This is a genomic window from Streptomyces sp. NPDC060035 (assembly GCF_042736635.1).
Taxonomy (GTDB): domain Bacteria; phylum Actinomycetota; class Actinomycetes; order Streptomycetales; family Streptomycetaceae; genus Streptomyces.
Genome location: NZ_JBHWVO010000001.1, coordinates 486285 through 499868 on the forward strand (window position 1 = coordinate 486285; position 13584 = coordinate 499868).

Annotated in this window: 11 protein-coding genes; 1 reads left to right on the forward strand and 10 read right to left on the reverse strand. The window is 67.6% G+C overall.

Features of this window, described 5'->3' with window-relative positions:
* Positions 1-17 precede the first annotated feature (17 nt).
* From ACFWBQ_RS02210 to ACFWBQ_RS02255, 10 genes are all read right to left on the reverse strand, one after another.
* Positions 18-1835, reverse strand: a complete 1818-nt coding sequence (locus tag ACFWBQ_RS02210) for an ATP-binding cassette domain-containing protein (RefSeq protein WP_385482964.1) — start codon at positions 1833-1835, stop codon at positions 18-20.
* The gene (locus ACFWBQ_RS02215) at positions 1832-3682 is read right to left on the reverse strand and encodes an ABC transporter ATP-binding protein (protein WP_385482966.1); all 1851 of its coding nucleotides are present in this window, start codon (positions 3680-3682) and stop codon (positions 1832-1834) included. Before ACFWBQ_RS02215 ends, ACFWBQ_RS02210 begins: the two co-directional genes overlap by 4 nt.
* Positions 3679-4350 (reverse strand): hypothetical protein, encoded by a 672-nt coding sequence (locus tag ACFWBQ_RS02220; RefSeq protein ID WP_385482968.1) that lies wholly within the window; start codon positions 4348-4350, stop codon positions 3679-3681. The genes ACFWBQ_RS02215 and ACFWBQ_RS02220 overlap by 4 nt, the downstream gene beginning before the upstream one ends.
* A 1-nt stretch (position 4351) precedes the next feature.
* Positions 4352-5995 carry a hypothetical protein gene (locus ACFWBQ_RS02225; RefSeq protein ID WP_385482970.1) on the reverse strand — a complete coding sequence of 548 codons (1644 nt, stop codon included), beginning with the start codon at positions 5993-5995 and terminating at the stop codon, positions 4352-4354.
* A complete protein-coding gene (locus ACFWBQ_RS02230) occupies positions 5992-6561 on the reverse strand; it encodes a hypothetical protein (protein ID WP_385482972.1) in 570 nt (189 codons plus the stop codon). The genes ACFWBQ_RS02225 and ACFWBQ_RS02230 overlap by 4 nt, the downstream gene beginning before the upstream one ends.
* Before the next feature lie 52 nt (positions 6562-6613).
* Positions 6614-7903 (reverse strand): YcaO-like family protein, encoded by a 1290-nt coding sequence (locus ACFWBQ_RS02235; protein ID WP_385482973.1) that lies wholly within the window; start codon positions 7901-7903, stop codon positions 6614-6616.
* A 5-nt stretch (positions 7904-7908) separates the two neighbouring features.
* On the reverse strand, positions 7909-8712 hold the full coding sequence (locus ACFWBQ_RS02240) for a glycosyltransferase family 2 protein (protein ID WP_385482975.1): 804 nt from the start codon (positions 8710-8712) through the stop codon (positions 7909-7911).
* Position 8713: 1 nt separating this feature from the next.
* The gene (locus tag ACFWBQ_RS02245) at positions 8714-9478 is read right to left on the reverse strand and encodes a class I SAM-dependent methyltransferase (protein WP_385482977.1); all 765 of its coding nucleotides are present in this window, start codon (positions 9476-9478) and stop codon (positions 8714-8716) included.
* A gap of 28 nt (positions 9479-9506) precedes the next feature.
* Entirely contained in the window at positions 9507-10769 is a 1263-nt protein-coding gene (locus ACFWBQ_RS02250; protein WP_385482978.1) for a hypothetical protein, read from the reverse strand.
* Positions 10770-11129: 360 nt separating this feature from the next.
* Positions 11130-11357, reverse strand: coding sequence for a hypothetical protein (locus ACFWBQ_RS02255; protein ID WP_385482980.1), 228 nt, complete (start codon positions 11355-11357; stop codon positions 11130-11132).
* Between the two features lie 814 nt (positions 11358-12171).
* Here ACFWBQ_RS02255 and ACFWBQ_RS02260 point away from each other — a divergent pair.
* Positions 12172-13518, forward strand: a complete 1347-nt coding sequence (locus tag ACFWBQ_RS02260) for an LLM class flavin-dependent oxidoreductase (protein ID WP_385482982.1) — start codon at positions 12172-12174, stop codon at positions 13516-13518.
* Positions 13519-13584 lie beyond the last annotated feature (66 nt).

Below are 13584 nucleotides of genomic sequence, written 5' to 3' on the forward strand. Positions count from 1 at the left end.
GGCTGTTGCAGTGGTCATCAGGGGCGCGGCATCGAGTAGGCGGTGTCGGCGAGGCCGTACGACGTGGCGTACATTCCGTTGCGGGTCATGAGCTGCGCGTGCGAGCCGTGCTCGACGAGTTCGCCGTCGTCCATCACGAGGATCAGATCTGCGCCGGCCACGGTGGAGAAGCGGTGGGACACGATGACGGTGACGGCCCCGCCCAGTTGGGCGATCTCGTGGGCACGGGCCATATACCGCTCGAACACAGCGTGTTCAGCCGCGGCATCGAGCGACGCGGTCGGTTCGTCCAGTACGAACAGCAGAGGGCGCTCGCGCATGCAGGACCGAGCGAGAGCGGTCCGCTGCCACTGGCCTCCGGAGAGCTCCGTGCCGCCGAACTCCACGCCCAGCTGGGTGTCCAGCCCCTTGGGCAGGACCTCGAGGAGATCCTCGGCGCCTGCTGCCCGCATCGCGGACAGCACCGCGTCGGGGTCGTCCATGCGAGGCGGGTCGCCGAGGCCGATCGCGTGCCGGAGGGGCAGCGGGTAGCGTCCGAAGTCCTGGAATGCGGAGGCCATGCGGGTGCGCCACGCGGGTATGTCCATGCTCCGCATGTCCACGCCGTCGACAAGGACGGCACCGGAATCCGGACGGTGGAACCCGCACAGCAGTTTGACCAGTGTGCTCTTACCGGATCCGTTCTCCCCGACCACCGCCACGACACTCCCGGCAGGGAGCAGGATACTGACCGAATCCACGGCTGGACGGTCGGTGCCGGGATAGCGGTAGCCGACGTCGCGGAGCTCGATTCCGCTCGTCAGGGCCGATGGTGCTGCCAGACCGCCGGAGGACTGTTGCTGCCGGCGGGCAGTGTATTTGCGCAGCCAGAGGAACGGCTCCACCAGTCGGCCGTGGCCTGCCAGTTCGGTGGCACGCGCGACTGTTGTCTGAACGGCGGCCCGGAGGTTGGCGGCCACCGTGATGCTGAGCACCACGTCGCCGGCCACCGCGGCATCCTCCGCGGCTCGTCCGGCCACCAGGCCCAGTGCCGCGACGAAGCCGAGGACGAACAGGGTCCAGCCGGCGGCCGTCCAGGCCGCTGCGATCAGCTGGGACCTGTAGCGGTCGCGATGGACGGTGTTCCATGCGGCGGATTGCCGGCTGATCAGCTCGTCCGCGGAGCCGCTCACGCGGATCTCCTTGCCGGCCCCGGGCTGTACGGCGAGGTCGAACAACTGACGCTGCAGACGCAGCCGTCCGGCGGTCGAGATCTCCGTGGTCGCGACGGTGCGCTTGCCCACGGCATCGAACCAGAGCGGTACGAGTGCGGCGGGAAGCAGCAGGAGCAGGTAGGGGCTGACATCGCTCAGGACGGCCAGGGCCAAGCCGAGCCGGGCGATGTTGAGCGCCGTCTCGATGCCTCCCCAGGCCGAGTCGGTTACCGCCCAGGCGGCACCGTGCAGTGCGGCCACCCGGTCGGCGAAGTCGGAGCGTTCCAGATGGTCGATGTCATCGATTCGGCCGATCCGGCGGAAGACGTCGGCATCGGTCTCCAGCAGACCGACCTGCTCCACGACGGTGATGCGCAGGCTCCGGGCGATGGTGCCGATGACGTAATCGACCGCGTAGGCGGCAGCAGCTCCCGCGGCACCGATCACGGCCGCGAACAGTACGCCGGACTGGCTTGCGTTCACCGTCTGACGCAGGGCGAGACCGATGCCGACGAATGAGACGACGCCGAGGAGCTGCACTCCCAGGGCTGCCGCGGTGAGTAGTGGCTTGGTGCGCAGGCAGAGGGCGAACTGTTCGCGGTACAGCCGGAGGTTGCGCACCGCTGTGGAGGATCGGTTCATATCAGTGCCTCCTGTCCGGGCGCGGCGTTCCCGGAGCGGCGGGCGTCTGTGAATTGAGCCGCCTGAATCGTGAACATTTCCGCGTAGATCCCCCCGCGCTCCATCAGCGCGTCGTGGGACCCCGATTCCGCGACCCGGCCGTTGTCGAGCACGACGATCCTGTCCGCTTGACGGACGGATGACAGTCGATGCGAGATGAGTACGACACTGCAGGCCGGGGCGAGTGCGCAGAGCCCGGTGAAGACCTCCAGCTCGCTGCGTACGTCGAGCTGGGCGGTGGGCTCGTCGAGGACCACGAGCCGGGCCCCCTTCTCCACCGCGTACAGCGCGCGGAAGAGGGCGACGTGCTGCCACTGGCCGCCCGACAGTTCCACGCCGTCCTCGGCCACAGGGGACAGTGGAGTCTCCCAGCCCGACGGAAGGCGGGCGACGAGACTCCCGACAGCGGTCCGCGAGACGGCGGACCGCAAGGCCGCGGTGTCCTGCGCACCGGCAGGCCGCCCGAGCAGGATGTTCTCCCGAAGGGTGAGGGGGTAGCGGACGAAGTCCTGGAAGACCATGGCCAGTCGGGCTCGCCAGATGTCCGACGGGATGGCCCGGAGTGGTGTCCCGTCAACCGTGATCGTTCCGGAGCCGGGCTGATGCAGCCCGGCCAGGAGTTTGATCAGTGTCGACTTTCCCGCACCGTTCGTACCGACGATCGCCAGGACTTCGCCGGGCCGGATTTCGAGGGTCAGGCCGTCGAGCACCGGCTGGTCGGCTCCCGGATACGAGAAGGAGACGTCGGTCAGGGTGACCGTCGGCGGAGCCTTGGCGCCGGGTTCCGGGAGGACGGGGTGCGCTGCGCCTCGGGTGTGCTGCGGGGCCAGGGCGGTCAGTTCGCCGTAGGCCTTGAGGACGGGCAACGCGGACTCGATGTCGTACGCGTCCGAGATACCGACGATGACGGCGAAGACCGCCCACGCCGCGGCGAGTACCGAGGCCTCGGTCGCGATGCTCGCCCGCCCGTGCACGGTGGCGGCCGCTACGGCTGTGTAGACGCCGATCAGCGGAAGGGCCACGAGGAGGAACGACCACAGCTCCTGGGTGTACACGCGCCTGCTCTGGCTCCACACAGGTCCGTAGAGGGCCAGCAGGTGCCGGCGCATCCTCTGGACAGCCCAGTCGGCGAAGCCGAACACCCGCATCTCCTTGCCGGCCGCCGCCGAGGTCATGGCGTTCTTCCAGTACTGAGCCAGCCTTCCCTCCGCGGCCCCGGCTGCCCACTGCTGACTTACCTTCAGCCAGTGCCTGCGCCTGCGTGCGCGGACCAGGAGGGCCGGCAGGACGATGGCGGGAACGAGCCACCAACTGAAGTAGGCGAGGATCACGGAGGCTGCTGCGGCTCCGAAGTACCTGAGGACGAGGGTCAGTTGAGCCACCGCCCCGTCGCCCGGCGTCTTCTCCGTCCAGTTCTGCGGGTCGGCCGCAGAGGTCTGCAGCAGGTCCTGGACGCGCTGGGTACTGAGCTGGCCCAGGTCGAGGCCGAGGGTGGCGATGCGAGCCACCGACGCACGGTGTGCCCCGTTGATCCGCGACTTGACGGCATAGCCGACCGGGACGATCAGTACGTCCAGGAGGTGGCCGGCCAGCAGCACGCACCCGAAGACGGCGAGCGGCATGACGAGACCCGCCGTGTCCGTCATCGGGCGTTCGAGGGTGCGCACCAGCAGCGCCAGGGCTGCGGACGAGGCGGCGGGCAGCAGGCTCTGCGCCGCGACGCTCACGACCAGGAGGGCGACGTGACCGCGGCGCGCCCCGGACAGGACACGGAGCAGCCGCAGACGCTCCATTGTGAGCTGTATCACGCGCTCGCTCCGTTCTGCCGGACGGGTTCGAGCGGCAGGCCGAGCGAGAGTCCGAGCAGAGGGGCGCGGGTCACGTTGTCGAACCGCAGCGGGGTGCGTGCCGCGAGGGTGGGGCCGTAGAAGAGGCAAGACCCGAGTCCGGTCCTCGTGGCTGCGATGGCTGCCGCGTAGGCTCCTCGCCCGGCCAGCCGGTACAGCGGGGCGGCCGGACGACCGGCCGGGACAAGGAGATTCGCCTGGGCGACGACAATCACCGGAGCGAGGTGGAACTCCCGCTGAGGCCACGCCTCAGCGGGGGGAACGGGCCCCACACGGTGCAAACGCAGACCGCTGTCCGGGAGCACCTCGACGTGGTATGAGCCGGCGTCCACGCCCTGAGCTCGGCGAACGACGACGGACCAGCCGAGAAGCGAAGTAACCCGCACCGCGGCCGAGAGCACAGCGGCGATGTCTGCGGCCGGGACGCCACGGTCGGCGTAGCGCCGAATCGACCGCCGGTCGGTGAGTGCCTCTTCGAGCGAAACAACCGGGGCGCTGGGAGCCGGCAGGCGCACGGGGGCGTCACCGCGTTCGGGTACGCACGGTGGCAACCCGTCCGTACCCCCCGTACCGGCCAACGGTGACCGGGCCAGCTCATACGCCTCCGCGAATTGCGGATACGTCGTCATGTCACTTCCCTTCCACGTGGATGTCGGCCAGCTCGATCAGCCCGGACAGCAGGAGCTGGCGTGAGAGAGGCAGGACCGCGTCGAAGAAGTCGGAGGCGCGCTCGGGCGTGGACAGGTGTGCCGTGATCGCCAGCCCTTCGCAGACCATGGCCAGATGCTCGAAGGTCACGCCGGCGTCCAGCCAGCCGATGCGCGGCGCCCTGGCGCCGTACTTGTTCTCCAGCGTCTCGATGTCGACCAGCTGGAGAACGCAGGTCGTGTCACCGGCCAGAGCACGGAGCCGCTCCTGGAAGCCCGGCTGCACCTCGAGCCGGCACAGGGCATCGATCTGCGGTTCATAGCTGTGCAGCCCGGCCCGCTCGGTGCCCCACGTGCACTCCGGCAACCAGACAAGAGCCCGTGGCGAGCCGAGGTTTCCGCCGGTGGGCGGATGACGGCGCAGGGTGCCGGGGCGCAGACCGTACACCTCGGTCAGCAGTCTGCTGAGCCGTGACCACGGACCGCCTCCGAGGACGTCCGGCTCCTGGAGATCAGTACTCCACAGCGCCGTCTCGTCGAGGCAGAGACGTCCGGGCACCTGGGCCAGCAGGTTCGCGGCGGCGTAATGGCCGTACTGGGCCCGGCTGCCGTGCAGGTTCTCCGGAAGCCCTGCGACTCCGTACTCGTACACGACGGCCGAGGTGTCCGGGGAGGCGGATGCATGCCCGTCGGGTACGCACAGGACGCAATCGGCCACCGGGCTGACCGACCGTGCGGTGAATCCGTCCTCGACGTCTCCCAGTCGGATGATCCGGCGCAAGGTGGAGGGGTGGCCGACGCCGGCGATCAGTGCGAGGCATTCCGCCGCCACGGAGGTGGCATGCAGATCGGTACGGATTTCCAGTTCCAGTTCCAGTTGGATGGGGGCGCCGTCCGGTGCCGGCCCGGTCGCAGGCGTCAGCCCCTCAGGCAAGGCACGCCGGGAACAGCACAGGCAGGGGAACAGTGCCCGGTCGAAGAGTGGGCCGAGGCGGACTTCTCCGGGTCCTTCCGTAACGAGGAGCCAGCGTGCTCCCGCCGCGGCCATGGCATCGTCGAGCGTGCTGAGTTGGTGCAGGCAGTCGTCGTCCGGCGCGACGACGACGGTCAGGGTGCCCTGGGCGCAGGTGCCGTTGCTGTCGATGGATCCCGTGCTCACGGTCAGGCCGTGCTCCGTCAGCAGTTCGGAGATTCGCGCATGAAGCCGGCCCGTGCCGAGCAAGCGGACCGTCTGGGTCCGCAGAAACCGCACGACGGACCGGCCGCTGCTGTGCAGACCTGTTTCGGCGGTGGCCCGCGCGTACCAGTCGGACAGGGGCGTGTCTGCCACGTCCTCGTCGCCCTCCAGATCCTCAAGGACTCCGAGGGCGTCCAGCTTCCGCAGCGCTTGGCGCACCACCTCCACCGAACATGCGGTAGCCGCCGCCAGTTCGTCGTGGCCGGCACGACCGGTGAGTGCGGTGAGCAGGGGCACGAGGAGTCGGCCCGCATGCCGGCCCCGGAAGTAGTGGGGCCGATCGATTCCCTGGACGACCACGGTGTCTCCCATTGGTTCCCATGTCACACCGGGCCTGAGCCGTGGTTTCGTCGGGAGCGCGGGAAGACTCAGGTCGATCGTGTCCGTCATGAGGTCTCCTTGTCGCCGACGTCGCCCGGGGCAGCGCAGGGGCGGCACTGCGGCATCGGCAGTACCCACAGGGCACGTGAGGTGCGCACGGGGTGTTCCAGATGCCAGACCAGTCCGGCCACGGGGGCACCACGGCCCACACGAAGGGCCAGGCGCACGGCGAGCGCGGCCGCTGCCCTCGCGAGCAGCGGACTCACTCCGGCGGCCGACGCCCCGGAGGATCCGCCTGTGTCGCCGGTCATGAAGAACGGCTCCAGGCCCCACTGGTGCTGGTCGTTCCGCAACAGGAGACAGGAAGGGCACGGCCGCCCACTGTCCTGGACCGGCCCGACGAGCAGACCCTGTGGTCGCCTCCGTACGGGCAGCACGAGAGTCCCCGGCGAGGACCGCAGCCGTGCAGCGTCGTCGTACGCCTGCGGCGGGACCGTGCCGGTTTCGATGACCAGTGCCGGGAGCGCGGAGTCCGCCGAGGCGAGGCGGCCCCCGGACTCGGCATGGCGGCGTACGTACTCGGCCAGATACGCGGCGACCTGCCGTCCGAAGGCGTCGTGCGCCGTGCACCGCACGACAGGCAGGCCAGTGCTGGTGCGACCGTGTTCTTTCGGGAGCATGCCTACCTCAAGCCAAGGGACAGGGCATCGGGTTCATCTCGGCGACCGGTACTCCGGATCGGTGGAGACGTGTGCTCGCGAGGTACCTCGCCGCGTGCACCGGGGACAGGGGCTGGAGCGTCGGGACGATTGCCCGGATCACATGGACGCCGGCTCGGGCGACGTCCCGCGGCGTGAGATCCACGAAGTAGATCTCGTGCCCGGCTTCGATCAGGCGCCCGACGGGATCGCCGCTGTGCGACAGCGGACCCCCGGACTGCTCCCGCGCATCGTCCGGCTCTTCACCGTGCAGATAGCCGAAGCAGTGGGCTCTGGCGGCCGAAGCCATGAACAGGGCTCCGTCATGGATACGTCGGCACCGGCCCGGCGTCCGGGGAGCGCGGTCTCCGGAACGTACCGCGGAATCCAGACCGGAGTAGATCTGCGCCGCCTCGGCGGCGCTCGCGACGGCGGCGTCGCAGAGCGTGCGGCGCGAGGCGGCGCCGACGACGTGGCGCAGGATCCGGCCGGGGCCGCGCAGAACCGAGAGCACGGTGGGAATCCCGAGGTCGCTGGTGATGTCCCAGCTGGTCAGAGCCGTCTCACCGACAGAGGTGGGGTGGGGTGCCCGGAGGGTGTCGGTATCCGACGTGATGATGCCGTCGCCGGCGCGGGAAATCCTTCTCCCGGAAGTACGCAGCAGCCAGTTGAGTGCGACCGCGTCGCGTTCCACGACCTCGAGAACCGCGTTCTCCCGAGCCCGGGCCCTGGAGACGTGCGCGGCCGTTCCGGTGGAGACCGGGACCCAGAACTGCTCGCCAGGATGCCGGGGTGTCGTGTTGAACGCCATGACGGCGGGCACGAAAACAGTCGCCCGGTCGCTCCAGCGTGTGGCCTGCGCCCAGCGCACCTCGTCCTGCATGCCGAGTACGCCGTGCGTGCCCGACCGCGGCCCCGCCTCCTGCGAGCCGTGTCGTGGCAGGAGGTGCAAAGGCAGTGCAGCGGGCCCCAGTTCGCCGGCGGTCGTCACGGTGGACCGCTCGTCGACGCAAGAGACGGAGGCATAGCGCTCCAGCGCTTCCATGCGCGCCTTGAGCGTGGCCCTGGCCAGGTCCCTGTCGCTGGCTGCGCCGTGCAGCACTTCGGCGCAGCCGAGGCTGTCGACAGACGGCCGGCCTCCGGTTACCGCTCTGTGCAGCCCGGCCTTCACCACCACGGTGAACTGCTCGCCCGACACGGCGTCACCCGGCTGCGGAGTGGACAGCAGGCCGCTGAGCAGGGCCTCCAGCTGGGCCTCGTCCTGGTCGGTCGTCGCCACCGGTGTCATCGCTGCACGAGCAGGGGCCAGCCACGGATGTCGTGACGGTCCATCACGTCAGCAACAACTTCCAGGTAGACGGCAGCCCGGGTACAACGGGCCGCGAGCCGCTCCTTGGTGTACCTCTCCTCGATGCTCTGCCCGGCATAGATCGCCGGATGCGGTACTTCGGCAATCGAGAACTGACCGGACAGGCCGAGCAGCATGAGGATCTCCAGCGTGCTGCCGTAACCCTGTACCCGGATGCGCGGTACCAGATAGGTCATGGTCTTCCTGCTCATCGCCCAGCAGCCGGAGATGACGTCGGTCATGGCCAGGCCGCACACTTGCTGGACGAGAGACCTGAACATCACGTTGAGTGCGATCCGGTCGGATGGCGGTGCGGCGACCACCGGGGACAGCGGGTGGTAACGAGACCCCAGGACAAGGTCTGTCCCGTTCTTCTGGCGTTCCAGCAGCTCGTGGAGGACTGCCGGAGCGTGCTGCCCGTCCCCGTCGATCCGGGTGACGACTTCGTATCCATGGGCCATCGCGTACTCGAGACCGGACCGTACTGCCGAGCCGACGCCCGGGGGAACACCGAGGGCGGATACCTGCCCGGGAAAGACCGAGGAGTTGAAGGCGTTCCCGCCTGCGTCGAGGACGAGCACATCGGTGTCGAGCGTGTCGAGAACGGAGCCGACGACCTTGGGCAGCCTGCCGGGCTCGGACAAGGCGGGCACCAGGACCAGCGATCGCGGTGTCCCGGGCGTGGCGGCGGGCAGTTCCGCCCGGTTCAGGACACGCGGACTCGTGCCGAGCTGCGTCACGTCAGACCCACCCCTCCACGACATAGCGGTTCCAGCGGCGGGCCCAGCGCTCGAGCCGGGGCATCGCCGGGCGTTCCACCGCATCGATCCACGGCAGGCGCTCGCCCTGAACTCGTACGAGTCCGGCTCGGCGCATGGCGTTGGCGATCGGGAGCGGCGAGGTGGCCCGCTTGAGCGGCTGTTCGTGAAGCGGGATCTTCGGGAACACACCGTCGTGGCTGTCCCCGCTCCCGATCAGCGGGTTGAGAACGTCGGCGAGCTCCCGGATGCCCTGACGCACGGGGTTGACCCGGGGGCGCAGCTGATCGATCACGACGATCTTTCCGCCGGGCCGGCACACCGCCTTCCACCGCCGCAGCGCCTCTTCGGGGCATGACACGGCCCAGAGGAGATGGCGGCAGATGACCACGTCGAACTGCTCGTCCGCTATGCCGTCGAGCAGTGCGTCGGCGTGGACGAAGGAGATGTTCAACTCCTTCGTGGACTCCTTGGCTTTGCGGGAGGCCACTTCCAGCATCGCTTCCGAGTAGTCGCTGCCGGTCACCTCGTGACCCAGCTCCGCGACCAAGAGGGCGATCATCCCGGTTCCCGTCCCCACGTCGAGAACTTTCAGCGGGGTGTCCTGCGTGGGCAACAGCCGCCGGAGCAGGAGCAACCAGGCAGCGTGCTCCGCTTCCGAGTGGACACCGTGGCCGTACAAGGAGTCGTATCCCTGCGCGGACTGACCCCATGCGGTCCGGAACGCCGACCAACGGTCTTGAGACACTGAGGGAACCTTTCGGGTAGTGCGACGACTAGCGGTGGGATCGGAATACCGGAACGAACAGCGGGAGCAGCCGGAGTGCGGACCCGGGACGCAGGCTCTCGTGGTCGTCAGGGGTGAGGAGCGCATGAGCACCCAGACAGGTACCGCCGCGGAAGTAGGCCGCGAGCTTCAGCGGTCCGGCGACGAGCGACGGCTCCTGGCCGGGGTCCGCAAAGGGGAACGTGTACCGGCTCTGGCGGACCCGGTCCTGCAGGAGCAGGCCGTCGTGGTGCGATGCCGACAACTCGGCCTCCAGAGCTGCCTTTTCCTCGGCCGAGGCCGGCCAGCCGGTCATCTTCAGGCCCGCACCGCCGGTGGAATCCGCCCGCTTGAGGACGGCGCCGTCGACATCACCCGGCTGACGCCTTCGTGTGGTGAACCGGCCGGGTGCCACGAGCTCCTCGTCGTATACACGCATCGTTCGCGGGATACGCGACATCAGGAACGAGTAGTCTCCGCGTCCATGTGTTGAGCGGAATGTCTGTGCGAACACATGGTCATGCCAGAAATGCATCCAAGCGTGGCTCTCCAGGTACATATGGAAGCCGGGATCCATGCGAATGGCACCGGATCGCCAGGCGTCCGTGAGGCTTTCGAATGCCTGGGTTTCCCGGCGGCGTACGGCCGCATCCCCGCCGTGTTTGGTGACAGCTCGAACCTGCCGGAAGACATGGCTCACTTCGGCTCCGGCTCCGGTTGTCAACTTCCCGTCGGTGAACTTCAGTTCGTCGAGCGGCGTAAGTCGTGCGCTGAATCCGGCACGCTGCAGTGCGGACACCACGCCCTGTGCGTCGGGCACGAGGGCGTGACCGGCCCGTATGACGTAGTCGACGGTCGTCCCGTCCGCGGGCGAACCGTGGAGACGGTCGGCGATACCGGTCGCCCACCCGTCAAGGTCGAAGGAGCCGGTCAAGGCGCCCGAGCCCCAGACATGGTCCGCGTAATCCGCGTAGACGCGGTGAATCCCGCCCGTGACACCCGCCATGCCGGCCATCAGGTTGATGTCGACCAGCCAAGGGACGACTTTCGCACCGTCCTGCTCCAGGAGCAGATCCAGCCGGAAGAGAGGACCTTCGCCGAGCGGATACCCATGCCCGGGATCAAAGTGCGCACCCTCCGATTTCGGTGACCGGAAGACAAACGCGCGCACGTCTTCACTGGCCTTCAGGAATTCCCATGAGCAGCGAAGGGCTCCGGGTACGAGGGCACCGATCCTCTGCACTTCGTCGAGCAGATCGGCGGACAACATCATGGGACTGAGAGACACGGGCCAGGGCACGTCGGCATATCCGTCGCCCAGCTGCACGCCATTGCCGGAGCGGGCGCGCAGCAGATTACGGACAACGGGCCTTTCGAAGTGACTTTCAGACACACGATAGTGCGCCGTCGCGACTCTCAGGCGTTCAGTGAGGAGCTCACGATGTGAATTCTTTGCCGCGCCGCAGGGAAGGGGATGAGAAAGCGGTTCGGCTGACGGAATGTGTACCAAGGCATCTTCTTCGGAGTCTGGGCGTGATTCGTCTGCTTCTGCGCCGACGCCGGCCGGGATATGGCACCGAACGCCGGACAGCCGGTCTCCAGCGCCATATCCCTGCTCGCTTAAGAGCTTTTGTTAGACGGTCGGCGCGTACGTACCGAGCTGAGTCGGCGCATACGTACCGAGTTGGGACGGAGCGTACGTACCGAGCTGGGACGGAGCGTACGTACCGAGCTGAGTCGGCGCATACGTACCGAGCTGGGACGGAGCGTACGTACCGAGCTGAGCGGGCACTTCCTGAGCCGCGGCCGGCACGTCGTCGACGTGAAGATCCAGCTCTTCAATTGCAGTCAAGGCGTCCATAGGGATTCCTCTCTGGGTGGATGGATAGTTCAACGGCAGAGTTTGTTGCAGGGTTGAACAACAGAGATAGTCTCTGCGCTCTCCACCGTGAACCGAAGAGACTGAAACACGGTCGGATCTCCTTTGGCAAGGCCCCATTTCCTCGCGATACAAGGAGGAATAGAGTCGTCCGGAGAACGCAAGCAGGCCATCGAACCTACGGTGCTGCTCGCAATGTCCGGAGGTACTTGTATACCGACGGCGATCCCCTTGTCCAGCAACATGTTCTTTTTTGGCACCTCTGGCCCCGCATCCACTGGCTTCGATGGAGAGCTGTGCCGAGCACATGTGCACGTTCACAGAATGTCGCAACCACCGAGGGAGCGCCGTCTGCACGTGCAGCGGGGAGCGCGTCGAAGCCGTTGGCGTCAGTGACGTACCCACAAGGGCAATCGGCAGGTCAAACCAGACCTAAGGGACCAAGTGCCACCTGGTTCGGCATTTTTTGATCTTGACAGGCACACGCAGGACGCACCATGGTTGCTGTGCACGTTCACGCCATGGTGTCGATGAGATTTCAGTCAGCCCATGCCGCAGCAACGCTCGGGGGCTGGATCCGCATCAGCTGATCGGAAACCGGAGTATTGCTGTGAACCCGGGCCCGGCCCGCTCTCGGTAATGGGAAGGCGGGTGAGTAAGGAGCATCTGGGACGGTGTTCCTCGATTGCTGAACCCAATGATTTCGGGGCCTGCTCGAGACTCGGCCGCACGGCTGTGCAGCCGGCCTTTGTGTGCACCCAAGCCGCAGACACTTATGCATACGCAGGAGCGAGCAGTGAGTACGAGACGGGCCGGCACTCTGCACCTCAATATTTTTCTCCACAACGCCGGTCACCACGAGGCGGCCTGGCGGCTGCCCGAGAGCGACCCCGTCGCGGACACGAACATCGAGCACTACCGGAACGTGGCCGTCATAGCCGAGCGAGGGAAGTTCGACTCGGTCTTCCTGGCCGACAACCCCAAGCTCACGACGGACATACGGCGGCGCCCCTCCGGCACCTTGGAGCCGACCGTCGTTCTGACGGCGTTGGCCTGCGCGACCAGGCACATCGGGCTCATCGCAACGGCATCCACGACCTACAGCGATCCGTACAACCTCGCTCGCCGTCTGGCGTCGGTCGACCACATCAGCGCGGGCCGGGCCGGATGGAACATAGTCACCAGTTCCGGTGCCTCCGCTGCCCGCAACTTCGGCCTCGACGACTCACCTCCGCATCACGAGCGATACCTGCGAGCCGCAGAGTTCGTGGAGGTCGCCCAGCGCCTGTGGGACAGCTGGGAGGACGACACGATCGTCGCGGACAAGGAGCGTGGCGTCTGGGGTGACGGTACGAAGATTCACCCTGCCGCCCATGCCGGAACCTTCTTCCGGGTCGAGGGCGCACTCAACGTGCCTCGCAGCCCACAGGGGCAGCCCCTGCTCGTCCAGGCCGGCTCCTCGCAGGACGGCCGCGCTTTCGCCGCGCAGTACGCCGAAGCGGTGTTCACGGCGCAGCAAACCCTGGAAGAGGCACAGCAGTTCTACGCCGACATGGCGAAGCGAGTGGTGCAGGCAGGCCGTGATCCCCGCAACGTGAAGATCCTTCCGGGGCTCGTACCCATCGTCGGCGCCACGGAGCACGAGGCCCGCGCGATGGCCGAGGAACTCGATCGGCTCATCCTTCCCGAGTACGCCAAACTCCAGCTCGCCTCGCGGCTCCGGCTGTCTCCGGAGGAACTCCAGCTTGACCATGAGCTGCCCGTGAACCTTCCTCACGAGGGCGAGATCGAAGACGTCAAGAGCCGGTTCAGCCTGATAGTCGGCATCGCCCGGCGCGATTCCCTGACTGTCCGTCAACTCATCGCCAGGCTCGGCCCCGGTCGCGGTCACCGCACGGTGACGGGGACCGCCGAGCAGATCGCGGACTCGATGCAGCACTGGTTCGACAGCCGTGCCGCGGACGGGTTCAACGTCATGCCTGCGGTGATGCCCTCGGGGCTCGAGACCTTCGTCGACCAAGTGGTGCCGATCCTTCAGGACCGGGGTGTCTTCCGTCGTGAGTACGAGGGCAGCACACTGCGTGATCACTACGGCCTTGCGCGCCCAGCCAACCGATTCGCGCCTCAGGGGTGGGACCGTTGACTGCCCGCTCGCCTCTTCCCGCACTCGACCCGGGCACTGGGCTGCGATTCGCCGTGCTCATCGACA